The organism is Chlamydia serpentis, assembly GCF_900239945.1.
GTDB lineage: Bacteria > Chlamydiota > Chlamydiia > Chlamydiales > Chlamydiaceae > Chlamydia > Chlamydia serpentis.
The window spans coordinates 1,173,576-1,198,609 of the sequence record NZ_LT993738.1; the positions used below are offsets into that span (position 1 = coordinate 1,173,576).

Sequence of the window (25,034 nt, forward strand, 5' to 3'; positions counted from 1 at the left end):
GTGCTTCTTCTCTTATTAAAAACTACCTGGGTACGAAAACTTAGATCGATTCTGGTAGTTATAATAAGACTATTGAGCGAACTAATTAGATTGTTAAAAGTTCGAAACGTCTTTTAAGAAAGAGTCCTTTATAAATAGGTTGATGAAAGAAAATACTAGAAACGATCGTACAATGATCATAAAAACATTAATAATGTAATTAGATAACCTTTAAAAGGGATTTTAGATCTATTTAGAAATAGATTCTTAATATCATTTAATCGTAGAAATAAACATATTTTATTTTTTCTTCTTCTTTTTAGACTTGATCGTTGCTTGTTGTGACTCTGGCATTGTTCCCAATTTTGTTTGTAGATTTTCTATACGTTCTTGAGTTATTTGAAGCTTCAAACAAGTAAGACCTTCTTCTTTTTCCTCCTCCTTATCTAATTCTTCGTTTAAAGATTCTTCGTTTTGTGAGACAGATTGTTTTTCTTCTATTTCTTTTAAGTCTAGAATACTGCGGTAAGATTTATACTGCTCTGTTAATTTAAGAACAGCCTTAGCGGTTTTATTTTTCTCTGCTTTCTTATACGTAAGATAAAGCTGTAGGCAAGGAATCGAATTATGGATAATATGCTCTTCTCCTGCAAATTGCCAAAGTTCAAATAAATTACTAACGAGGCGTTCTTGTATATTATTCATTCCCTCTTTTTCAAACCTATCTAAGGACCGTTTCAAATGACTCTTCTGGTTTAATAGTATTGTTTGCTCATGACTATAATTTATAGAGGTTTCTTTTAACTTTGTTGCTACAATTTCGTACTTATTTTTCATTTCCTCAGGTAAACATTTTAAATGCTTTTCTAATTGGTGTTGTGCATATGTTAATTTTTGTTTCGCAGCCGTAAGTAGACTTTCTCTATGAAGCAGAAGTTTCTTACCTTGTTGAATTATAACAGGAATATTAGAAATTTCCTGTTGGAGTATTTCTAAACGCTGGAGAATATATGACATCTCCGTCTTGTTTATTTCCTCTTCTGTTTCGCGTGTTTCAGATTCTAAGAATGACTTGGCTGCACGCATATTGTTTTTCATATCAGGAGAAAAAGCGTTTAGATTTTCAGTACAAGTTTGAAAGTCTTTTAATGGTCTCTTATCTTCCTTACCTGTTGTTCCGGTAGCGACTAGTCTTTTTTGTTCCAAGGATGCCAAGTATTTAGTTTGTTTTTCTTGGCATTCCGTGGCCTCTAGACTAATTTTGTCTAGCTCTTCTTGTAAATTGAAATCAGACCTTATTTGCTTTTCGCTTCTGATTCTGGTTTCTTTAGTAGGAACTTTCGTATTTGGATAGAGATCCTGAAGCTCTTTAAGCTTGTTCATCGCTATCTTAAGCTCCTCGCTATAAAATTCTTGGATCTTGCTGTCCAGTAAAGTTTTTTCTTTTTGTACAAATTTTCGATTTTTTTGAGTCGGATTTTCTTCCCATATATGCTTATTAGAGAGATATTCGAAAAGCTGAGACTTAAAGCTACTTATTTGATCGAATCGTGGACTTGCTTTGATTTTCGCTAACTTGATTTTCACATCGGTTTGAGTAAAATCCCAGAGTTTTATATCGGCGAAATTAACCGAACCATCTTCTCTTAAGCATAAGATGCTTGTTTGGAGTTCATGTAAAAGCTTACGCTTTTTCCGAAGCCTTTGTTTAGCTTTACTGCTAGAAGTTTCCAACTCATGACTTGTAAGGATGCTTTCATAAACATTGGTTGCTAATAAATCTAGACTCTCCTCGAACATTTGTTTAGCCACAGCAAGGGTACTTGATTTAAAAGTAGCTTGTCTGTTTTTAAATCGTGTTACCATAGTTATAAAGTCAGATGCGTACATTTTTGCTAGGTTAGTTGCACTACGAAGTACACCTTTATCTTCGTTTGGACTAACTATAATGCTGCCTAACATATTTAGGCTTGCTTGGACATTGTTCCAGAGTCTCTTTAAAGCTGCTTCGGCTTCTAAAAAATAAACTTCTTGTCTTAGTAAGCACAATTCAAGGTGCGATATTTCAGAAAAAGTTGCGTCTAAAACAGATTCTAAAGTCTTTAATTTTTGCTCTGTCTTTTCAAATAATCCTTGATTTTGATGAGACCAAGTCCTAATTTTTGTTAAGTAGATTTCCACTTGCTTAACATCTTCTGAAATTTCTTCAAGAGCTCTTTCGGCTTCTGTTGTTTCTATTGGATAAGAGGGTATGACTAAAGGTTCTTCTTCAATTTCAATAGGAGGAGGAGTTCTTAAAGAAGTTTTAGGAGTAGGAGAGATAGGAATTTCTCTCAAGCTTTCATCGTCAAGAATAGCTAAGTCTTTTTTAGGATCTTGGATTACAATATCTTCACGAGTTTTATCAGTAAGTATTTTTAGAGAGGTACGTGCTTTAACTAAAAAGAAAATTCCTAAAATCAATCCCAATAACCCTAAAAGACAAAGAGAAATTCCAATTTCTAAAAAACCCACTACTAATATGGCTATGCCAGGAAGGAAAAAAATAAGACTAAGAACAAGGAGTAATATGCCCCAAACTCGGTCTTTTCTTTGTATCGAAAGAGTCGGATTTGCACCAGTTCCTTTTGAGAGAGTTTTAACAGGTACGTTAAGAGGACTTTTTGATTCGTTGATTAATTGTGGAGACATAATTTAAATAATCTTTTGATGTATGCTTAAAAATTAATAGTTTTGAATCCTTTCGAATTCAGTTTTGTTGTTAGAAAAAGTAGTGCTTTAACTGTCTAAAAATAAATACGTTTATCTTGCATAGTTTCCCTTAGTGTTTCCGAGTTTTGTGTTTATGGTTAAGGGTTACGGATAGTTCTTCCAGCATAGGTTGTGCTCTGCATATTTCTTTGCTCAGACTAAGTAATACTTGTTCTTCTGCTAAGCTCAAATTATCCTTATGTATTAGCCTTTTGAAATGAGAAGTAATTTGTAGAAGCTTATTAAGCATTTGCACTACTGAATTTTTAATATCTTTCTTTAGGTTACTTCTTTTTAATTCGTTTTTGCTTGCTACCCATTCGACTTCTGAAATAGCGATTATTTGTTGCGCTTCTTGAATTATCTCTGCTTTTGTTTTTCTTATTGATTTAGTTGTTGAAAATTCTTTTTTAACAGGAGCAACTGTACTTGGTTTATAGTTAGAAGGAGTTTCAATTTCATTGTCTTGAGATTTCATAAGCTCTGTAGGAAGCTTATCTAAAAACATATTACAAGCTTTTAAACAGGCAGCTTTTACTACTGTATCTTTTTTAATAAGTAACAGTAGGCCTAGAGTAAGTATTAGGCTTCCTATAGAACATAAGGGAATTCCAGCTCTGAAAAAACCCACTACTGCTAAGGCAGCACCAATTGCTAGCAAAATAGCACCAAGAATAAACAGAATTATTGCGAAAATCTGAACTTTTCTTGCTATAAAAGATCCCAGGGACATTCCAGACACTTCTGAAAGCATGCTTAGAGGTATGTTTGGGAAGGAACTGTTAAGCGCATTATTTAAATTTACAGTCATGATTTAAAATTAACTAGTTTTTACTCTTTTATCTTTTTAGATGCTAACCAGGTCTTTTAGTATGCCCTCAATTCTTGCGATTAGTTAGCAACAGGTTTGTACTAACACTTCTAGTTGCAAATCACTTTATAAAGCTCCTAATTTAGAAAACTCAAGTTCTTGACAAGCTATATTATTTAAGTTAAGTATCAATACTTAGGTCTTTTAATGGTTTTTGAACCAATAATAGCTATAATGGTTTGAGGTTTCGTATACGTTCTTCAAGAATTTGCAGTTTCTGAGAAACTAGAAGATCTTCTTTTCTTTGTCGTTTATTTATATCTTTTTCTTTTAAAGTAACTCGTTGTGGTGAGGAGGATTTAGAATCTGTTCTGTCGGAAATCAATTTATGTTGAGCGGTCTTGTACTTTGTCACCGTTTGCAGAATTTTCTTGGAGAGATTGTTGTATTCTCGTTCAAAATAACTGATATAGATCTTCAGACTAGGTATAATAGCATTTCGAAGAGAAGCAGAGCTTCTGGCCATAAATTGCAGTTCGCTCATATTTTGAAGCAGTTCTTCTTTTATAAAATTCAAGCTGGTAGCTTCAAATGTATTTACGGATTGTTTGAAAATATTTTTCTTTTCAAATAATAATTCTTTTTCCTTCTCATATTGTGAGGAGATGTTTTGTATCTTTATATCGAAATCTTGGAGTTGTTTAAGTAGAGTGTCGGATGCAGATGTTATTTCACTAGTGGAGTACGTATTGCGTTGTAGCTGAGCATTGCTTAAATGTTCATTCGTAGTAAAAAGCATAGCTTCTCTATGAGATAAAAGCTTTTCAATATAACCAATTTTGTTAGGAATATCTTTAAGCTCTTCTTCCAGAGCTTTCAGTCTTTTTTCGATGTATAGAATCTCTGTATTAGTTGTTTTTTCATCTAAAACTAAGTTTATATTTTTTAGAGATGCTTTTAAGTCAGCACAGTATTGCTCAACAGTTGATGAAGATAGTTGTAATTTTTCCAGACTTTTCTGACACTTATTTTTCTTTTTAGCGGTAGACTTGTCTGTGTGGCTGCTTCTTTTTTCTTCTAATTCCTTGAAGTACTTCGCTTGCTGTTTCTTACATAGGTTTGCTTCTTCTTGGATCTTGTTTAACCGTTGTTGTAGACTAGGCTTAACATTGGGAAACTCTTTGGTGATGCTGCTTGGGTTAATAGGAACTTCAACATTAGGATAGAGATCTTTCAGCTCTTTCAGCTGGGCTTCTACCCTATTATATTCAAGTGCCTGGAGCTTGTCGCATTGGGAATCAAAATTTTTTTTTGCTTTACAAAGCTGTTTATGATTTTTTTCGGTAGGCTGGTTATTGTATATAGATTTTAGGGAAAGATATTTTAGAAGCTTCATTTGATAGAGATGGGTATCAGACCATAATTTGTGTCCTTGGATCTTCTCTATGTTTTTTCTAGAGTTTCTAGCAGGGAGAGCCCAATGAATCGCATCAGATAGATCTATTGTCCCATCTTCTTTCAAACAAAAGATATTTTGTTTAAATTGATCTAAAAGATGATCTTTTTGTAGAGGTCTTTCAGTAGGATATGTATTTAAAAAAAGCACTTGTTTATGACTTCTTACAATATTCTTGAAAACAAGTTGCTCTAAAGAACTTAAACTTTTCTCAAACATATGCTTGGTTAATATGAAACTGCTTTCTTCAAAATTAGCTTGAACTTTTTTAAATGCCGCGCATGCGTCTATAAAGTTAAACGTTAGTGTTTCAGCATTCTTTAATGCCTGGCGAATTTTGCTCTCATCTATAGCGGCATTAACGATTGTGTTAGATAGCAATTTTAAGTTAAGAATCATCTCGTTAGCAGAGGACTCTAGATAGTTTTGAGCCTCCATAAAATAATACTCTTTTTGTTCTAAGAAAAATCTGATATCTGATATCTCAAGAAAAATATTCTTTAAATTAAAGTCTAAAGACTTTAATTGTTTCTCTGTTTTTTCAACTAAATCTTGGTTTTGATCAGTCCAATTCCTACTTTTTTCTAAGTAGGCAACTGCTTGATTTAACTCCCTTATCCCTACATTAAGAGGTTTCTTAGGATCTGACATCTCGATAGAAGATGGGGGTGAATCTTGCTTAGAAACTTCTTTTAGAGGGCCTTGATTTATGATCAGCAAAAGAATCCCTAGAGAGAACACAAGTACGCCTAAGACAGATGTAAATACCCCAATGCCTAAAGAAAGCACTGAGCTAAATCCGGGGATGCTTATTGTGAATAAGATAACACCACATATTAAAAAGATAATTCCAAGAATAAGTAGAGTAATTTCAAAAACTCGTGATTTAATTATAGAAAGCCTAGGAGACTCCTGCTGAGTCGTTTCCGGGGATAATAATTGATTAGAAACGGCAAGAGCAGAAATCATTAAGTATATTAGCCGGTATTTTAGGCAAAAAGTGAATAAGACCAGAAAATCTTACTATAGGTATAGATTTAAGTAAAAGAGAATTAAAGATATCTATAACATTATTTTTTGAGCTTCCAATAACTTTTAGAAGCATCAATCAAACGAACTAATGAAATAAGAGAGGTGTTCTACCTTATATTGTTCTTGTTCAGTCTTAGGAATGTTTGTTCTGTTTGGGATAATCCTATATAAATCTAAGTTTTAAAAATTCATTGTTTTTTAGAGGTATAAGAAACATTACTTCTTTTTTAGAAGAAAAGCGTTTCTTACTAATATAGATGTGTGGTTCCTTGTTTCTTAGAGAATAAATTTATATAATTTATTTTGATTTAATTATATTAATTCTGGTGATTTTGAATCCTTTATAAATAAAAGGATTGGCTGCCCTTTTTAAGGTTTTATAAAATTTGTATTAAAAGCATGGGTTTTTATTTAAAATAGATTATATACTTTTACTTTTTTATTTTTGCTATGCCTGAGCCTCTATATACGAATAAGCTAATCACAGAGAAATCTCCATATTTGCTTCTTTATGCTCATACTCCGGTCAATTGGTATCCTTGGGGAACCGAAGCTTTTCATATTGCTGCTGTTGAGAATAAGCCTATCTTTTTATCTATAGGCTGTAAGCATTCTCGATGGTGTCAGGTGATGTTACAGGAGAGTTATACAAATCCTGAAATTGCTGCCATGCTTAACGAGTATTTCGTGAATGTAAAAGTGGATAAGGAAGAGCTTCCTTATGTAGCCAAGCTTTATAGTGATCTTGCTCAGATGCTTTCAGTATCGGCAGATCATCAAGAATCTACTTCATGGCCTTTAAACGTCTTTCTTACTCCAGATTTAATTCCTTTTTTCTCTATAAATTATTTAGGAAATGAAGGGAAACTTGGTCTCCCCTCATTTGCTCAGATGATTGATAAGCTTCACTTTATGTGGGACGATGTTGAGGAGCGAGAGGCCCTTATCGAACAGGCTACGAAAGTCATAGAAATAGCGTCCTTTTTAGAAGGGTGTGTAAGAAAAGAAGTAATAGAGGAGAGCTCTTTAAAGCGTACCGTAGAAGCTTTGTATCAAGATATTGATCCTCACTATGGAGGAGTCAAGGCCTTTCCTAAGCGGTTGCCTGGTTTGCTCTTACAATTTTTCCTAAGGTATGGTGTTGAGCATCAAGAGAGTCGTGGTTTATTTTTTGTTGATCGTTCTTTGAGTATGCTTGCTTTGGGGGGCATCCGAGATCATATTGGAGGCGGTTTCTATTCTTATACTATAGATGATAAATGGCAGATCCCTGCATTTGAACAACGGCTTATTGATAATGCTTTAATGGCTTTAAACTACCTAGAAGCTTGGACGTGTATTAGAAAAGAAGAATATCGTGTTATAGGAAAGCGCGTCCTTTCTTATATCCTAAGTGAGTTATATGATCCCAAGGTTGGAGCATTTTATAGTTCGGAGCAAGCAGAAAATTGGGGATCTGGAGGGCAGAATTTTTATACATGGTCTGGAGAAGAGATTATCAGTGCTTTAGGTAAGGACGCAGAGATTTTCTGTGATTACTATGCGATTTCCAGGGAAGGCTTTTTCAACGGAAGAAATATACTACATATTCCTGTGGATATGGATATAGAAGAGCTTGCGGAAAAACACAACTGTTCTAAAGAGGCTATTGAAGCTGTTATTGATAGATCACGAGCGGTCTTGAAAACAATTAGAGAAAAACGGCCCCATCGCTCGAAAGATGATCTATCTTTAGCCTTTAATAACGGTTGGATGATTTATACTCTTGTTCACTCAGGCCGTATTCTTGGAGAACCCGAATATATTGATATAGGTGAAAAGTGTGGAGAGTTTGTCCGTAGTTCTCTCTATAAGCACCATGAACTTTACCGAAGGTGGAGAGAAGGAGAGGCAAAATATCGAGCTAGCTTAGAAGATTATGGGGCTCTTATTTTGGGAGTGCTCGCCCTTTATCAATCGGGATGTGGATCTCATTGGCTGGGCTTTGCTAAAGAACTTATGGAGGAAGTGCTCGTCTCCTTTCATTCAGAAGGAGGGGGCTTTTATAGTGTTGATGGCCGTGATAATACATTGCTAATCAAGCAGTCCAATCTCTCTGATGGCGAGGCAATATCAGGGAATGCCTTGGTATGTCAGTGTTTGTTGTCGCTTCACCTCATTACAGAAAAAAAAGACTATCTTACCTATGCTGAAGAGATTTTACAGTTAGCCCAAGCGTATGGTCATACTCATAAATTTTCTTCATTGGGATTGCTAATTGCAGCTCAGAGCTACTTTTCTAGAAAACATATTAAGGTATTAATTGCCTTAGGAAACGTGAAGGATCGTGGAACTATTTTACAGTCTTTGTCAGGGTTATTTCTTCCCTATATATCTTTAATTTGGATGACCCAGGATAACCGAGAACTCTTAGAGTCTATACTTCCAGAATATCAACATAGTTTGATTCCTAAAGGGAACTCTGCAGAGACTGTGATCTATGTTTTAGAAGTAGATCAAGGTAGAAAATTTAAAGACCTGGAATCTTTTCGTTGTTACCTAATCTCCTAATTTTCTTAAAGAAACAGCCAAAGAATACATCTTTATTTCAAAATTAGAAGTTAAGATCATTTTTACTAACTAAAATTTTGTATCTTCAAAAAAGAAAACTTACTTCTCTAAGTGGCCAAAATTATCACAATTCCTTATAGTAAAGTCCCTAGGCAGGTGAAAATCTATAGGGTAGGAAGTTATGAAATCACACCAGGCCCTGCAGGGGATTTTTTTAATAAATATTGGATGTTTGTTATTAGGAATACGTTTGGGATACTCAACTGAAATTCCTATGGCTTCTTCTAGATATGAGAATTTTTTAGAATCTAGGGAAGCAAACCCTGCAGGATTGGCAATCCACGATCGTATTTTGTTTAAGGTAGATGAAGAGAATGTAGTCACTACATTAGACGTTATTCATAAGTTAAATTTGTTATTTTATAATTCTTACCCCCATCTTATAGATTCTTTTTCAGCACGTTCTCAGTACTATACTGCTATGTGGCCTGTAGTCCTTGAGTCTGTAATTGATGAATTTTTAATGGTTGCAGACGCCAAGGAAAAGAAAATCAGTACAGATCCAACCTCAGTAAACCAAGAAATTGAAGAAATGTTTGGTAGAGATCTCTCTCCCTTGTATGCTCATTTTGAAATGACAGCTAATGATATTTTCAATGTGATAGATCGAACCCTAACAGCTCAACGGGTGATGGGGATGATGGTGCGCTCTAAAGTTATGTTGAAAGTAACTCCAGGAAAGATACGAGAATACTATAAACAGCTAGAAGAAGAAGCTTCGAAGAAAATAATTTGGAAATATCGTGTGCTTACCGTTAAGGCAAATACAGAATCTTTGGCTAGTCAGATTGCAGACAAGGTGCGTGCTCGTCTAAATGAAGGAAAAAATTGGGATAAAGATCGTTTAAGCGCTCTTGTGGTCTCTCAAGGCGGACAACTAGTGTGTTCAGACGAATTTTCTCGAGAGAATAGCGAGTTGTCAGAAAGCCATAAGCAGGAGCTCGATGCGATTGGGTATCCTGAAGAATTCTGCGGTTTACCTAAAGCTCACAAGTCCGGATATAAACTTTATATGTTATTAGACAAGGCTACAGGTTCTGTAGAATCTCTAGATCTTATGGAGCCTAAGATCAAACAACATCTTTTTGCTTTAGAAGCTGAAAGCGTAGAGAAGCAATACAAGGATAAGTTGCGTAAACGCTATGGTTATGATGCTTCTATGATTACAAAACTTCTTTCTGAAGAAGCTCCCCCGTTGTTTTCCTTATTGTAGGAGCTTTAGTGACAAGAAGTTCTCCTGCGCAGCTTACGCGCTTTCTTTCTGAAGTCCAGAATAAACCCAAGAAACGCTTGTCTCAGAATTTTTTGGTCGATCAAAATATTGTCAAAAAGATCATTAGCACATCCCAAGTTGTTCCTGGAGATTGGGTTTTAGAAATAGGCCCAGGATTCGGAGCTCTTACAGAAGGTCTTGTGGCTGCGGGAGTCCAGCTAATTGCTATTGAAAAAGATCCCATGTTTGTACGATCTTTAGAGGAGCTTCCTATCCGCTTAGAAATTACCGATGCTTGTAAATATTCCTTAGATCAGTTGGAAGATTATAGGGTCCTTGGGAAAGGTAGAGTGGTTGCAAATCTTCCCTACCATATTACGACTCCATTACTTACAAAATTATTTTCTGAAGCTCCAGATCTATGGAAAACAGTGACTGTCATGGTACAAAATGAAGTAGCTCAACGTATAGTAGCTCAACCTGGAAGCAGGGATTATAGTTCTTTAACCATTTTTTTACAGTTTTTTGCTGATATACACTATGCCTTTAAGGTGACTCCTTCATGCTTTTATCCTAAACCAAATGTACATTCTGCTGTCATCCATATGAAGGTAAAAGAGCAATTCCCTTTATCAAAAGAGAAAATTCCACTGTTCTTTAATCTAACAAGAACAGCATTCCAACAACGCCGTAAAACACTTGTTAATACTTTGAAAAATCTTTATCCCAAAGATAAGGTCGCTAAGGTTTTACAGCAATTAGATTTTTCTCTAAATGTGCGTCCCGAGGTTCTCAGTTTAAACGATTACCTTAACCTGTTTCATAATATGATAGGAGTCTTATAGAGTTTGCTTAGAATTCTTTAAAGATAAAAACTAAACTTTTATATCTCCAAAAGATTGATTTTTTGATCTAAAGTTGAAGTGGGTAAGAATACGGTTCATCATACTATTCTCATCAATGCCAGCAGCTTTTGTAAGAGCATTTTTGCTGCCGTGTGGCAGGAATATATCGGGAATCGCAAAATTCAAAACATCTACCTTAAAATTGAACATAGATACAAAATTATTAAACTCTGATGAGAGTCCTCCGCGAATAGAGTGCTCTTCCATTGTAATCACTTTAGAATGCTTCATGAGAAGAAGGCTGAATAAATCGTTGTCTAAGGGTTTTACAAAGATAGGGTCTACAACCGTTGCAGAAATCCCATAAGCGAGTAACTGGTGTTTTATAGATAATGCTGTGAAGCAGAGAGTGCCTAGAGCTATAATTAGGACGTCTTCACCTTGTGATAGAGTCTCAGCATTTCCTGGAGCTCTTAAGAAATTTGGATCACCGTTAAGAGGATCACCGTAAGGAGCCGGAACATTAGGGTAGCGAATGGCACAGGGAGCAGACCAGTGTAAAGAAGAGAAGAGAAGTTGTTGTAATACTACATGGCTACGTGGTTGGCAGATGATCATCTGGGGCATAGCACGTAGAAAGCTCATATCATAGATGCCGTGGTGACTGCGTCCATCGCTATAAGCAAGTCCTGCTCGATCTATAGCAAAGATAACTGGAAGATGTTGCATACAGACGTCATGGAAAACATTGTCTAAAGCACGATGTAAAAATGTAGAATATATCGAACAGATCACAGGATTGCCAGCTTTGGCAATTCCAGCACTAAAGGTTACAGCATGGCTTTCGGCAATCCCGACATCAAAGAAACGCTCAGGAAATTTTTGTTTAAATCCTTCCAAGCGTGATCCTAATGACATTGCAGGAGTCACAACATGGAGGCGAGAAGAAATCTCGCCGAGTTCACATACTGTCTGACCAAATATATCTGGGAAAGAAGGCTTGGGCTTAATAATGGGAAGATGTTTTTCTGTTTCTGATTTATTGAAATTTGCACTTACACCATGATATTTCGCAGGATTCTCTTGAGCTTGATCTAAACCTTTACCTTTAGTTGTGCAGACATGAAAGAGAATAGGAAAAGGTAAGTTCCTGATTGTCTGAAGTAGAGTAATCATTTTTTTAAGATTATGACCGTCTACAGGACCGACATAAGCCAAGCCAAATTGTTCAAATAGAGGGGCAGGACAAAATAGATTCTTAACACACTGTGAGAGTTTGTGGCTATGTTTTGCTAGGTTAGTCCCATAGCGTGGAATCTTAGAAAGCCACTGCTCAACTTGCTTGGTGAGTTTGTTTGTGGTAGGATGATGTAGCCATCGAGAGAAGATTTGGGACATCATCCCCACGTTTTTAGATATAGACATATTATTGTCATTCAAAATGACAATAAACTTGGATAAATCAGTTGAAACATTGTTTAAAGCTTCTAAAGTAAGACCACAAGAAAATGCAGCATCTCCGAGAATAGGAATCACATGTGTACGTGATTCTAAAGGAGTTGTTTTTGCCATTCCTAAGGCTAAAGATAACGCTGTCCCTGCGTGTCCTGAGAAAAATAAATCATGATCTGCTTCTGTAGGGTTAATAAAACCACTGAGTCCGTTATCATTGCGAATGCGGTCGAATCTCTCTGTATTTCGTCCTGTGAGTAGTTTATGCGAATAGGTTTGGTGTCCTACATCAAAAATAAATTTATCCTTGGGGGAAGAAAAAACATAGTGCAAGGCTATAGTAAGTTCTACCATGCCTAGGTTTGAAGAGAGGTGACCGCCTGTTTGTGATAATACCGAGATAATGCGATAACGGATTTCTTCGGCTAGATCAGGAAGTTGAGCAATAGGTAGCTTCTTTAAATCTGTAGGAGACAATATTTGATCTAAAAGGGGAAAGGAAGAAGAAGCCATTGTCTTAGTTATGTGGATGGATAGAAAATGTTTGTAATATAGGATCTCCAGAAGGACTTTTACGTAGGTCTCCCTTAGAGTCAATAGAAAGAAGATACGACTGTTGATTTTTTTTTAAAGCTCTATGTAATCCTGCGTGGATTAACAAAAACATTGTCTCATATGTACTTAGAACATCGCCCAAAGAAGTTAGGTTTTCTAGGGATTGCTGAAGGGCAAATAACTCCTTTAATAACGGATTGTCGTGATTGGCTTCTACCATAGGACTACCTGGCTAGCGTTTATTCTTGAGAGTTGGAACTTTCATGACGCCGTTCTGAGAGTTCATGAACTCTTTGCTCTACTTGTCGAATGCGAGCTTCACAAATACGCATTAAGGAATCAGCTTCCTCATATAATGCCAGAGATGTATCTAAAGATGTTGTAGGTTGATTCATTAGATCGGCAATTTCTTCTAACCGTTGCATTGCATTCTCAAAGGGGACTTCTTCCATGGCCTAGCCCTTTATACGTTTATCAACTTCTATATCTGTCACAGTTAAAATGGCTTCGCCATCATGCAACCGAACCCTTACACGACCATTTTCTTGTAAGTTATCCACAGAAATAATAGCGAACTTTTTATTAAAGTCAAAGAGCATTGAGTATCCGCGTTTTAAAACATTTTTAGGATTTAAGGAATGAAGTTGTTCCTTTAACGCAGAGTAACGGGAGACATAACTTGCGTAACGATGCTCTAAAATTGTTGCAAAAGTTTCGTTTAAATTTTCATACAAGATTTTTTGATTTTGGACATTTAACAAGCATTCTCGCGCTAGACGTTTCTCTAGTAGCTTGAGATGTTGCAAATGAATAGAGAGCTGTTGCTCTAAAGCATTTTGAGCATGCTTAAGCAAAGCATGCTTATGACAAAAAACCTCTCTTTGATAGTGCAGTCGTCGGGAGATCAAGGCCTTGAGTTGTTGCTGCCGGGAAGATAATTTCTGTGATAGCTGTTGAAGTTGGCGAGGGGGTATAAGATTTTTTTTTACTTGATAGCAGTGTCTTTGGATGGAAAGTAGTTTATGGGATAAGGCTTGTAAAAGCATTTTTTGTAAGTCTTGAAGTTTACAGTTTGTTCGAGAAACAAGGTCTCCTTGTAGCCAACGTGAGATGTTGGTATAGTATTGTTTACTTTGATTAAGCTTTGTCAGTATACATTTTTTAATGGCTATTTCAATATAGTCGATCTGTTGTTGTGCTGTAGCATAGAATTCTGCACGATCTAAAAAGCGTCTCCAAGGAATAAGTTGTTGTTTTTTTGATGCAAGGAATTGTCGTGAGTGAGATATCAGATAACGCAGATACCCTTCTAAGATTTGCACTTGCTCCTCACTACTTTTACATACAATTTCTGCCGCTGCAGAAGGGGTAGGAGCGCGTACATCAGCAGCAAAATCACATAAGGTATAGTCTGTTTCATGGCCAACAGCAGAAAGTATCGGTAGTCTGCTTGCATGGATTGCTTTAACTAAAATTTCTTCGTTGAATGCCCAGAGATCTTCGATACTGCCTCCACCTCGAGCAATAATAAGTACGTCGGCCAGGCCCTCAGTGTTCATGACTTCAATTGCTTTTGAGATTTCATGAGCCGCAGAACTTCCTTGCACAGTAACTGGATAAATGAACACTTTATAGTTATAGGCGCGTCGAGAAAGTACTTGCAAGATATCTTGAATGACAGCCCCTATTGGGCTAGTAATGACACCGATGCATTTGGGAGTGCTAGGAAGTGGCTTTTTCTTCTCAACAGCGAAATATCCTTCAGCAGTAAGACGTTTTTTAATTTCTTCAAATTTTTGTAAGAGATCGCCTTCTCCAGAATAAACCAAAGCATGAGCTACAATTTGGTATTGTCCCCTAGGAGCATAGACAGCGAGCTTCCCGTGAATAATAACAGCATCTCCGTCTTTAGGTTTGCGTTCATAATACTTACTTTTAAAATGGAAAAACGCACCGTTAAGGAAAGCTTTATTATCTTTAATGCCAAAATAGAGATGTCCACTAGGCTGTAAGGAGACGTTGCTAAGTTCGCCTTTAACTACGACATGACAAAAATTTGACTCAAGAAGAGTCTTAATGCGCTCAGTTAAAAGTGCAACAGCCTCTGGAGGCGATGACATAATAGGAAGGCCTCTCTGCAGAATTGAGAGGGTTTAGATTAGTTCATTTTCTGATAGAAAACTATTAAAAAATCATTGATTCTTTCAGGAAAGTAAGGAGAACAATATGACGAGAAAACGTTATGCTTTGGGCAACTGGAAAATGCATAAAACAATACAGGATACAGAAGCGTACGTTCAAACACTTGCTGCTCTATTAGAGGGAGAACCTCTTGGGTGTACTATAGGTATTGCTCCTCCATTTACCTCTTTGTACTCTTGTGATAAGGTAATAAACGCTACGGGTGCTTCTGTTTGGTTAGGGGCACAAAACGTATATCCAGAGACTGCGGGAGCTTTTACTGGAGAGATTTCCTTGCTCATGCTGGGGGAGGTTGGGGTAAAGTTTGTTTTAGTAGGGCATTCAGAGCGACGGCATATTTTTGGAGAGAGTGATTCTTTCATAGCTTCTAAAGTAAAGGCTGTGGCTCAGGCAGGACTTGTCCCTGTTCTTTGCATTGGTGAGAGCCTAACAGTTCGTGAACAGGGAAAGACGTGTGAGCTAATCGAAACCCAGCTACTTTCAGGACTAAAAGAAATTCCGAATAATGTCGACTTTTTGATTGCTTATGAGCCTATATGGGCAATTGGCACAGGGCAGGTGGCTAAAGCCTCTGATGTCCAGCGTATTCACTTGTTTTGTCGTGAGGTGCTAGCAAAAAGATTTTCTAAAATCGTAGCAGAGACAGTTCCCATTTTATATGGAGGATCTGTGAAAGCGGATAACGCTCAGGATTTAGGTCAATGTGATGATGTGGATGGCCTTTTAGTCGGTGGAGCTTCTTTGGAGGCTCAAAATTTTTTTGATGTGGCTAGAAATTTTTGTTGGTAGTTTAGGAGATTTATGAAATTGTTATACCTATTTTTTCTTTGTTTCTTAGGTTGTTGTTGTCAGGGATTTACTGAAAACCTTAACTTTGATCTATTTTCCCCATCGGACGATAATCAAAGAACAGAGTGTGATGATAGCTATATGATGGAAGGGCATGAAGACGAATATGTCTCTATATATAGAATTAATTTTCAGATGGTCAATAATTGCTTTTTTTACCACAATGTTATCTAGATCCACAAGCTTACGTATTGGATTAGATCTGTATCATGTGCTAGGAGAACGGTGCTTCTAGCATTTACATCTAGCACTAAAAATAAGGATTTTCCATTGCTCAATTTCTTGTATTTTAATCGGTGTCTTTAGGTAAGGAGAACGGCATGACGGTGTTATTTTACGCATTTTTATTCATCTTCCTTTTTCTATGTGTAGTTCTTTGTAGCTTAATTTTAGTTCAAGAAAGTAAGAGCATGGGATTAGGTTCTTCGTTCGGTGTGGATTCTGGAGATTCTGTATTTGGTGTTTCTACTCCAGATATTTTGAAAAAAGTAACCACATGGTTTGCTGTTGCTTTCTGTGTAGGCTGTTTATTACTTTCGTTTTCAACAAATCTCTTAGGAAAAAAGTTAGATATTAAAGAATTTCCAGTAAGTGTTTCTGAGGAGATTCAAAGTGAAGTTGCTGCTGATAAAGATTAAAAAAAATCACGTTTAATTTCTTGCCTCTTTGGCTAGGTGTTTTTCTAGTCAAGAAGGAGAGTAGGCTGGTTTTTATTCTCAAACGAAGTATGACTTTACGAGGCCTTCATCTTTTAAATAAGAATGACAGTTTTTTAGTATCCTCTTCCATGTCTCTGTCATTCCTGGCGCTAAGAAATTCTTTTTTTGCCCAAAGTATATTGATTTATCAGTATAAGAAGTATTTTGGCTTTACATATTTGTTTTATCAGCCTTCTTCCTAGAAATCTATTAAGGCCATGTTATAGACCATGATTAGACGATTAGAATATTACGGTAGTCCTATTTTAAGGAAAAAATCTGTTTTAATTACAGAGATTACAGATGAAATTCAAAATCTTGTTAGAGATATGTGTGATACTATGGAAGCCCATAGAGGGGTAGGCCTCGCTGCCCCCCAAGTAGGAAAAAATATCAGCCTATTTGTTATGTGTGTAGAGAGAGAGAGCCTAGATGGAGAATTGATTTTTTGTGAGTCTCCGAGGGTATTTATCAATCCGACTCTGTCTAATCCTTCTGAAACACTGGTAATAGGTAGAGAAGGATGCCTTTCAATTCCTGGACTACGGGGCGAAGTATTTCGTCCTAAAAACATTACAGTGACTGCTATGGATCTTAATGGAAAGACGTTTACCGAGAATTTAGAAGGATTTACTGCTCGTATCATTATGCACGAAACAGACCATCTTAATGGAATTCTCTATATTGACCTTATGGAAGAACCTCGAGATCCAAAGAAATTTAAAGCTGCTTTAGAGAAAATTAAGCGTCGTTATAACTCACATTTGAGTAAAGAGGAAATTGTTTCTTAATTAAAATGCAGGATTTTTACTTGCTTCCTAGACTTGATTAAATCAGAACGAAGCTATCTTCACGACTATATTTCTTCAAAAGTTTTAAAATGTGTTTTACTAATCTTTTCTAAAAAATCTTTCCCTCTTTGTTTGGCAATTACCTTTGCTGTTTCTTTAACGTTACTTCCCGAACCTTTAGGAAGCTGCAACTGATATTTTTGTTCTAGTTTTTGTATTGAATTTACAAATGCGTCCCGAGCTATTATCGAAGCTGCGGCTACAATAACATCTTGTTCTGCGTGGGTTTTTTGTATCACAGAAATGTCGGTTGCTTTTTGCTTGAGAGCATTGAGTAAAGTCTGTTTGGAAGATGCAAACTGATCTGAAATTGCAAATACATCTCCCGAAGGCCTGGGTGCTAAGTTATTGATAATAGTAGCGTGAGCCCAAGCAAGAAGCTTATTTAAGTTATGAAATTTTCTATACAGCTCGTTGTATTTTTCTGGATACAAGATGATTAGATCACAGACACATAACGAGCGTATGATCCGTGCTAAGGAAATAATTTTACTATCTTTAAGATTTTTAGAGTCTTGAACGTTACTATCATAAAGTTTTTTTAAAATCTCAGATTGATCAGCATAGACTCCTGCTATACATAGGGGACCAAAAAAATCTCCTTTCCCAGATTCATCTACTCCTAATCGTGGGCGAAGATCTTGTTCTAAGGCGGTATGAGTAAATCTGTGCAAAACTTCAGGTTCCAGGAAAAATTCTATAAATTCTTGAGCTCCCTTACCCTGTATAACAAGTTTACCTGAGGAATATAGGGTACAGGTAACAGATTTAGACTGAGCTTGAAATATAGTATTTTGTGGCTGAGAAAAGGTGAAATCTTTTTCTTCCAGTTGAGTTCTTAAATTATTTTGAGCAGAGGTTGTTAAAGTAATAACAAAGGGTGTTGACATGCAGGAAATCTACCTATGAATTATAAAAATGCTTACAACTGCTTGGTTCTTAACCCTATAAACAAGATGCTAGGGGTTTATTATTTTTATTTCTAAGTAATATACTGTATAGAGAAGACATTTTCCAAGTACAAATTAAAAGACAATTTTGTATATTCCTGCAAATAACTTAGGAGTGCAAAAGATATAGGCGTGAAAACTATCTTGTATTTTAAAGTCTCAGGGTTTTTGAGGAACAGTAAATAGGTAAAGTTGATTTTATGAAGGAACACATACATAAAGAACTTCTACATCTAGGCGAGATTTTTCGTGTGTCAAGAGAGTCTCAATCACTATCATTAAAAGATGTAGAAGCTGCAACTTCGATACGTTATTCTTGTTTAGAAGCTATTGAACAGGGATATTTAGGCAAGTTAATTTCCCCAATTTATGCTCAAGGATTTATTAAAAAGTATGCTACTTATCTTGGATTGGATGGCGAAACTATTTTACAAGAACATCCCTATGTAATGAAAATTTTCAAGGACTTTTCAGAGCATAATATGGAAATGCTTTTGGACCTTGAGTCCATGGGGGGGAGGAATTCTCCTGAAAGAGCTATTCATTCTTGGTCAAACCTTTGGTGGGCAGGATTAATTGTTTTAGGGGGAATTTCCATATGGTGGTTAGGGTCTCTGTTTTCTGTTTTTTAACTCAAGGCCTGTTGGTCTATATTTAGACCAACAGATGAGTAGGTAGTACTTTTATCCTAAGAAGAAACAGTGTTGGGCTTTCCTAGATGATTGCAAAAGTGCTTGTTGGTTACCAGGGGACCATGGGTTATCCTTATCCTCATGATCTTCTAGAGGTACACCTAGATCAGGCTGTTTTCTTCCTGTAGTTTTAGAATCGCTTTCATCTGGGTGTCTATGGTGATGACTTGTCGTTGCTTGAGGGAGACCAGAAGGTTGCTGCTTAGTAGTATGCTTTTTTGAGTGCTGCTGCGAAGTACCGTCTACTTCTAGATCCGGATCGTCTAAACCCGAGTGAGTGCTATACGCGGCCCAACGATAAGTTCTCCCTCGGCCTTCTCTTAATAATGTTCGGATGATGTTTTGCCATGGACCTTCGGCATCAGGATCAATACAAGGTTTGCTGGGATCTAAAGGATCTACAGGAATATATCCTTGTGCAAGAAGACACAGCAGTACTAGGAGTTGGAATACATCTGACTCGAGACTCAATCCGAATCCAGGAGTCTGGAATAGCGTGCCTGTACCAAGGACTAGGCATTTTAGTGTTCGCTTTATTTGATCAACCACAGTCTGAGCAGCTTGTCCTAAAGGGCCCGTATATCCTGAATCGACGCTATAGACCTCTAACCTGGCTAATTTGTGCAACAGATGCTTACAATTTAATTTACATGTTACACGGTAACTTGAGCTAGCCCGTGGAGCACCTCCAACAGCACCTTGAAGAAGTGTATCGTCGCTGTCTTCTTGTGCTGCTGAAGAATCTGCTTGTAAGATCCAAGTAGTAGGAGGATTGTCAGGTGAAAATACACCGGGTGCTGAAACACTGCATACAGCTTCCAGTACCTTAGAAGAGTATTCCCCTTCACTTATATTGTCCCCGGACTCGTTGCTAAGCAACAAACAACGTAGAGGGTAAGCCAGGCAGTGTGTTTGTGTTTTTTGAAGCGCTGTCAGCGTCTGTTGACAAATATTTTTGAGATCAGCTTTCTCGCTTTCGTTTAACATGAGACCACTTTGAACTTTCGTTTGATGTTCTGGGTAGTGTTGAAAAGCTAGCCCAACACAAATAGGTCCGAAAAGGTTTACGAGTTCTTGTAAGAAAATTGATTGAGGATTATCGGGATTGTCAGTGGTGTTTAAGCAACAGGCACAGCACCCTCCCCATATCCATTGCAAAAAGCCAGGACAATGCTGTTCACACCAAGGCGTTCCTGTTCTATTACAATAGTTCCCTAGGCGTTGCATTCTAGCGCTATCTAAAAGATCATTTACTAGTTGACCTGCTTGTTTTGCTGTATCTAATAGGCCTTCTGGAGATGAGATATTAAACCCCATTTCACGTCTAGGCTGTTGTGTGATTGGTGGATTAGAAGGATCTTGTCCTTGGAGTGGAATATTTTCTGGTTGAGGATTTCTTGGTTGTTCGCGATAAAAACAACTGAAGCCTCCAATTGGACAGGTCATAAAAATTTTCCTTTTATAAGATTAAGTTATGCAAATATTTTTAATTCGGAGTTCTCTATAGAGAAAAAACCTATCGATAGCAAATCCCTTAGAATTATTTTTGAATGATAATTCATTGCAAGAAGTCTAAATATAGAAAATATTTGATATTATTTTTTGTAAAAAATTTTTTAGACAGAAAGTTTAAAATGATTTTTTGTTATTAGTCAATTTGTTTTTTAAATTTCGAAAATATTCTGTGGTTTATATGCGAAAATTTTCGTATCGTTTTTAAAGGCTGCAGCCTTAAAAGACTCTTAGTAAAACATAGCCATTTGCAAAAAATCACATGCTTGAAAAAACGCACGGGTCTTGCCCCCAAGATATAGAGAAGTTACGACTTGTTTATTCCTAGAAATATAGTTTGTAAATGTCCTGAGCATTCAAGAATTTGATTTTGGTACACTATATCGTCATCCTTCTCCTCTTCCTCCTCGTCTGACTCCTCTCCAGGTAGAAATGAGTCTGCTGGAGTTGGTGAGTGAATACTCGTTTGTCTTAATAATGCAGGTTTTTGTTTTGAAAGCTTTCCTTTTCCTCCCTGATAAGCATGTTGAAATTGATAGAAAAGTAGTATAATGGGATCCGTAAGATCATCTTTATCTATCCCAGGACTACTATCAGTTGCTATAGGACAATAGCCAATACACAATAAAAGTAGGATAATTATCTCTAGAAATTGTTCACTTGTATAACATATCCCTGCACCTGTCAATCCTAGGTTTGAAGAGGGACCTCCTCCTACAAATATGAGAAAGTGTTCAAGCATCCTTACCAATAGGCAAGAAAGATGACCCATAGGGCATACCTCTCCTGTTTTTAGATTTATTACTTGGATCTTTGCTAATTCTTTCTGTATTTTTTTGAGATTAATTTTGTTTGCTAGGTTCTGTTCGTTTTTTAGAGGGACGTAGGATGGTCGTCGAGCTTCGGGTTGAGTAGGGGATGAAGTTTGTAAACCAAGAGGAGTTGAAGTGAGGACATAACAAGTAGGAGAAGACTGAAGAGAGGATGTAGCACCTTCTTGAATGGATGTTTCTGCTTTTTCCCAAGATCTTGTAGCAATGAAATTTAGAACGGTTTGAATTAGTGAATTCTCTAAGCCTTGCTCTCTAATGCTATCTACTCCTTTAAAGAAAAATTGTTGAGATAGGTATGACATAGTTCCATAGAGATTATCCTTAGCTTCTGCGCATTGTTGTTTGAAAGAATTTTTCTCTTCCTCACTCAATGGGGCATTACTTTCTGCTAGCTCCATTAAATTCCAGCTCATGTGTTTAGCAGCCAACGCTACACAAATGGGGCCGTATATTTTATCACATTCTCGAACAAGATTGGAAATAGCATTCTCTTGATCAAAACAACAAGCATTGTAGATTCCGCAAACGAACCTTCCGAAAGCACCGCAATAACTACTACATCCATCAGAACATGACTCATAACAATACGCAGCACATCTTTGTGTTCGCTGATGTGATAGGACAGCATCAACTAAATTGCCTGCTTCTTGAATTGTTTTTAGTACACTGTCATCAGGTGCTGTTGTGGTAAACTGCAGATGTTTCTCTACCTTTGTTATTTTAGGTTGTGTAGTTACAACTGTATTTGTGCTTGTCTCTCCTCCTAAATTTATACCCCCGGTTTCCTCTGTTCTTACTTCGCTCCATTGGACAGTGCAACTGCCGCAAAGTGATGACCAAAAATTGCTTGGACAAACCATAAAACCACCTCTAATAGTTTAGATTTGTTTTGATTTTCATAGAGTTAAGAAGAACTCTTTATCTAGTAGGCCTAAGAAATTAGTGAGCTATTACTTGGAGATAGCGTGTTTTAACAAGCGAGTCCCAATCTTTATTCCGGAGCAATGCCAATTTAGAATTGAACAATTTATTTTCAGTCATTGAAAATTAGAAAACTTCGACATTAAAAAGATGAGCCTATGCAAATACTTATAGTATTTACAAACACAATTCCAATCAGGACTGTTGTTTTTGTGTTTTCACCTCATTTAAAATTAGAACGTTAGCGATTGTATAAAGTAATTTTTTTAAAATCTATAAAATTAAAAAAATTTCTTGCATTAGCTTGAGAAGCTTTAAGAAGAGTTCCCAGGGAGGTGTTTCTTACACTTAGGAATAATTTAATAAAAATTATTTGGTGAAATAGGAGAATATGATGCCCCAACAGTTAGAGCGAATAGCAGAAAGCTTTTCACAGATACACTTTATTTAGTTTTAGAAATTCAATTTGTTAAGTTGATTTTTTGATGACAAAAACTGTCCTAGAATGTACTGTGAACCACCTTTATTATTGCTTTTATTTAAAAAAAGTTTATAATGCCTATGCAAATCGATCCTGCTGGAAACAAATGTCGAGAATTAAGACAAAAAGAATATATTTTTATATAGCAACAGTAGCAGGTGTCATAATGGGTCTCTTCAATTCTGCAGAGGCGCTCCCGAAAAAAAAGAAAATTTCTCTACAGATTATTTATTCCTTTAACAAAGTCCTTTCTTATTTAGAAAATGAAGATGAAAGTACAATATTTTGTATCGATGTAGACCGTGGACTGCTTCAACATCCTTCTTTAGGTAGTCCAGGATGGTATGAAACTAGACGTAGGCAATTATTTAAATTGTTTGGTAATGAACAAGAGGGAAACCAACGTTTAGTAGAAGAAGCTCTCGCTATTGATATCTTTAGGAAGAAAGACTGTTTAGAAAGTAACATTCCAGAGCAGTTAAATACTATACTTGTAACTTCTAATAGTTTGGTTTTAGGCATCTCTTCGTTTGGCATAGAGGCTGTTCCTTGTACTTTGCATAATTTGCTTCAGCAGAATATAAATTTTGAAAGACGCTCCGTATCTTCAGAAAACCTCTTTTTAAAGATACCGAGCACTCCTTCAGACGCGTCTCTTTTTTATCGAGGAGTGCTTTTTTCTGGACAACATTCTACAGTAGATGCTCTGAGCCAACTCTTTGCTGAACTAAATCTTTCTCCTAAAAAAATTATTTTTTTAGGAGAAGATCCAGATGCTATTAAAGTTATAGGTTCTGCTTGTATAGATTGGGGCATGAAGTTTTTAGGATTGGTATACTATCCTGCTCAAAAGAGTCTTTTTGATTATACTCATCCTTATGCCACAGCTGCAGAGCTCCAGGGATCCCAGGGTTTGCAAGTAATTATGGATGAAGTGGCACAACTAGTTTTAGATGCTCTCCCGAAAACGAATTAACATGATGTTTACAAAACAAGCCCTACGCATTCTCTTTCCCCCTGAGGGTGCTTAGGGCCCTTTTTATTTACTATGATCATGTAACTCAGGTTGTAATGATTTACTGGAGTATATTCTCATACAAATTGCTATGTAATCTTTCTTGTGTTTTTGTAAGGTCTTTTATGAGACGAAATGTTTTCATTTTATTTATTCTATGTTTATGTAAAATCCCCTCTCTTGAGGCGGTAGTAATTAAAATTACAGATGTCCAAGCAGTTAATAGATTTGCTAGGGAGAAAACCTTAGTATGTTTCAATATCGAAGATACTGTAATTTTTCCGAAACAGATGATAGGCCAGTCTGCATGGCTGTATTATAGAGAAAAAGAGCTTTCGACAATATTAACTAGAGAGCAGGCCAAGGAACAGGCGTTTCTTGAATGGATGGGGATTTCTTTTCTTGTGGAATATGAATTAGTGAGCCCTAACCTAAAAAATACACTCGTAGGCTTGTCTTTGAAACGATCTTGGGTTTTGGGGGTTTCTCAAAGGCCTATAAATTTGATTAAGAAGACTCTCGGAGTTTTGCGTTCTTTAAACATAGATTTCACTTCATGTCCAGCGATTTGTCAAGACGGTTGGCTATCTCAATCTACGACAGAAAAGAAACCTATAGAAGAGATGGCTATAGAAAAAAATGTTTGGTTTGTTGGAGGGATAAAAAATAATCTAGGAATGAATGAAGCTTTAGAAATTTTTTTAAGAAACATATCTTCTCAGCCAAGTCAAATCATCTATATCGATCATGATGCAGAACGTTTACGTACTATCGATGCTTTTTGTAAAAAGACAAATATCTATTTTATAGGGATGCTCTACACTCCCGCGAGCTTACGTGTGAACAATTATAATCATCAGCTCGCCGATATCCAATGGTCTCAGCTTCGTAAAAATCTTTCAGATGAGTATTATGAATCCCTCCTAAGCTATCTAAAAGGGAAAGAATAGTATAACTGTAACCGCTAAGTTGATTTTATTTGATAGCTTATCCTGAATACTCGAGAATTTTTTATTATAGAAGAATTCTATAACTTTCTTTTTAGTACAATCACAGTAAAGTAAAAGTATCGGAAGAGAAGGGATTCGAACCCCTGGTTCCTGTAAGAGAACTTCTGATTTCGAATCAGACGCATTCGACCGCTCTGCCACTCTTCCGTAACGTTTTAATAGTTTAGAGAATTAAGAGGCACATTGTCTACATGTATTGCAAATGTTTTTTCTGCAATTGTCGAGATAAAAACAAAAATTACACAAGATAAGCAAATAATCGTTGCGAAATCTTGAAAGAAAATTACCCTCAAGAAGGTGCTTGAGGGCAAGAAGG

Annotated in this window: 20 protein-coding genes and 1 tRNA gene; 10 read left to right on the forward strand and 11 right to left on the reverse strand. The window is 36.4% G+C overall.

Annotated features, from left to right (window positions below):
* Positions 1–279: 279 nt before the first annotated feature.
* From C834KP_RS05135 to C834KP_RS05145, 3 genes are all read right to left on the reverse strand, one after another.
* Positions 280–2,670 carry a DUF1978 domain-containing protein gene (locus tag C834KP_RS05135; RefSeq protein WP_108897084.1) on the reverse strand — a complete coding sequence of 797 codons (2,391 nt, stop codon included), beginning with the start codon at positions 2,668–2,670 and terminating at the stop codon, positions 280–282.
* Positions 2,671–2,800: 130 nt separating this feature from the next.
* A complete protein-coding gene (locus C834KP_RS05140; RefSeq protein WP_162295483.1) occupies positions 2,801–3,463 on the reverse strand; it encodes a hypothetical protein in 663 nt (220 codons plus the stop codon).
* Positions 3,464–3,770: 307 nt separating this feature from the next.
* On the reverse strand, positions 3,771–5,966 hold the full coding sequence (locus C834KP_RS05145; RefSeq protein WP_108897086.1) for a DUF1978 domain-containing protein: 2,196 nt from the start codon (positions 5,964–5,966) through the stop codon (positions 3,771–3,773).
* Positions 5,967–6,479: 513 nt separating this feature from the next.
* Between C834KP_RS05145 and C834KP_RS05150 the strand changes: the two genes are divergently transcribed.
* From C834KP_RS05150 to rsmA, 3 genes are all read left to right on the forward strand, one after another.
* Positions 6,480–8,579 (forward strand): thioredoxin domain-containing protein, encoded by a 2,100-nt coding sequence (locus C834KP_RS05150; protein ID WP_108897087.1) that lies wholly within the window; start codon positions 6,480–6,482, stop codon positions 8,577–8,579.
* 181 nt (positions 8,580–8,760) lie between these two features.
* Positions 8,761–9,852 (forward strand): hypothetical protein, encoded by a 1,092-nt coding sequence (locus C834KP_RS05155; RefSeq protein ID WP_108897088.1) that lies wholly within the window; start codon positions 8,761–8,763, stop codon positions 9,850–9,852.
* 8 nt (positions 9,853–9,860) lie between these two features.
* On the forward strand, positions 9,861–10,697 hold the full coding sequence (gene rsmA, locus C834KP_RS05160) for a 16S rRNA (adenine(1518)-N(6)/adenine(1519)-N(6))-dimethyltransferase RsmA (protein ID WP_108897089.1): 837 nt from the start codon (positions 9,861–9,863) through the stop codon (positions 10,695–10,697).
* A 30-nt stretch (positions 10,698–10,727) separates the two neighbouring features.
* On the opposite strand, the gene C834KP_RS05165 is transcribed toward rsmA, so the two are convergent.
* From C834KP_RS05165 to xseA, 4 genes are read right to left on the reverse strand one after another with little or no spacing between them, the layout of a single operon-like run.
* Complete coding sequence (locus C834KP_RS05165; RefSeq protein WP_108897090.1) at positions 10,728–12,662, reverse strand: 1-deoxy-D-xylulose-5-phosphate synthase; 1,935 nt, start codon at positions 12,660–12,662, stop codon at positions 10,728–10,730.
* Between the two features lie 4 nt (positions 12,663–12,666).
* The gene (locus tag C834KP_RS05170; protein ID WP_108897091.1) at positions 12,667–12,924 is read right to left on the reverse strand and encodes a hypothetical protein; all 258 of its coding nucleotides are present in this window, start codon (positions 12,922–12,924) and stop codon (positions 12,667–12,669) included.
* Between the two features lie 19 nt (positions 12,925–12,943).
* Positions 12,944–13,156, reverse strand: coding sequence for an exodeoxyribonuclease VII small subunit (locus tag C834KP_RS05175; RefSeq protein ID WP_108897092.1), 213 nt, complete (start codon positions 13,154–13,156; stop codon positions 12,944–12,946).
* Between the two features lie 3 nt (positions 13,157–13,159).
* Positions 13,160–14,824, reverse strand: a complete 1,665-nt coding sequence (gene xseA / locus C834KP_RS05180) for an exodeoxyribonuclease VII large subunit (protein WP_108897093.1) — start codon at positions 14,822–14,824, stop codon at positions 13,160–13,162.
* Between the two features lie 106 nt (positions 14,825–14,930).
* On the opposite strand from xseA, the gene tpiA reads away from it, so the two are divergent.
* The 4 genes from tpiA to def all read left to right on the forward strand — a co-directional run bounded on the left by tpiA (position 14,931) and on the right by def (position 17,244).
* Entirely contained in the window at positions 14,931–15,695 is a 765-nt protein-coding gene (tpiA, locus tag C834KP_RS05185) for a triose-phosphate isomerase (RefSeq protein WP_108897094.1), read from the forward strand.
* A gap of 12 nt (positions 15,696–15,707) precedes the next feature.
* Positions 15,708–15,929, forward strand: a complete 222-nt coding sequence (locus C834KP_RS05190) for a hypothetical protein (protein WP_108897095.1) — start codon at positions 15,708–15,710, stop codon at positions 15,927–15,929.
* A gap of 146 nt (positions 15,930–16,075) precedes the next feature.
* Positions 16,076–16,393, forward strand: a complete 318-nt coding sequence (gene secG, locus C834KP_RS05195; protein WP_162295484.1) for a preprotein translocase subunit SecG — start codon at positions 16,076–16,078, stop codon at positions 16,391–16,393.
* A 290-nt stretch (positions 16,394–16,683) separates the two neighbouring features.
* Positions 16,684–17,244 (forward strand): peptide deformylase, encoded by a 561-nt coding sequence (def, locus tag C834KP_RS05200; protein ID WP_108897097.1) that lies wholly within the window; start codon positions 16,684–16,686, stop codon positions 17,242–17,244.
* Positions 17,245–17,309: 65 nt separating this feature from the next.
* On the opposite strand, the gene rnhC is transcribed toward def, so the two are convergent.
* Positions 17,310–18,194, reverse strand: a complete 885-nt coding sequence (gene rnhC, locus C834KP_RS05205; protein ID WP_108897098.1) for a ribonuclease HIII — start codon at positions 18,192–18,194, stop codon at positions 17,310–17,312.
* A 260-nt stretch (positions 18,195–18,454) separates the two neighbouring features.
* On the opposite strand from rnhC, the gene C834KP_RS05210 reads away from it, so the two are divergent.
* A complete protein-coding gene (locus tag C834KP_RS05210; protein WP_108897099.1) occupies positions 18,455–18,886 on the forward strand; it encodes a helix-turn-helix domain-containing protein in 432 nt (143 codons plus the stop codon).
* A 51-nt stretch (positions 18,887–18,937) separates the two neighbouring features.
* On the opposite strand, the gene C834KP_RS05215 is transcribed toward C834KP_RS05210, so the two are convergent.
* Together C834KP_RS05215 and C834KP_RS05220 are read right to left on the reverse strand one after the other, a co-directional pair.
* Positions 18,938–20,392: a hypothetical protein gene (locus C834KP_RS05215; protein WP_108897100.1), complete on the reverse strand. Its 1,455-nt coding sequence runs from the start codon at positions 20,390–20,392 to the stop codon at positions 18,938–18,940.
* A 373-nt stretch (positions 20,393–20,765) separates the two neighbouring features.
* Entirely contained in the window at positions 20,766–22,151 is a 1,386-nt protein-coding gene (locus tag C834KP_RS05220) for a hypothetical protein (RefSeq protein WP_108897101.1), read from the reverse strand.
* A 648-nt stretch (positions 22,152–22,799) separates the two neighbouring features.
* Between C834KP_RS05220 and C834KP_RS05225 the strand changes: the two genes are divergently transcribed.
* Positions 22,800–23,669, forward strand: a complete 870-nt coding sequence (locus C834KP_RS05225) for a DUF2608 domain-containing protein (protein ID WP_108897160.1) — start codon at positions 22,800–22,802, stop codon at positions 23,667–23,669.
* 164 nt (positions 23,670–23,833) lie between these two features.
* The gene (locus tag C834KP_RS05230) at positions 23,834–24,658 is read left to right on the forward strand and encodes a DUF2608 domain-containing protein (RefSeq protein WP_108897102.1); all 825 of its coding nucleotides are present in this window, start codon (positions 23,834–23,836) and stop codon (positions 24,656–24,658) included.
* A gap of 120 nt (positions 24,659–24,778) precedes the next feature.
* Here C834KP_RS05230 and C834KP_RS05235 read toward each other — a convergent pair.
* Positions 24,779–24,865 (reverse strand) — tRNA-Ser (locus tag C834KP_RS05235).
* Positions 24,866–25,034: the final 169 nt, after the last annotated feature.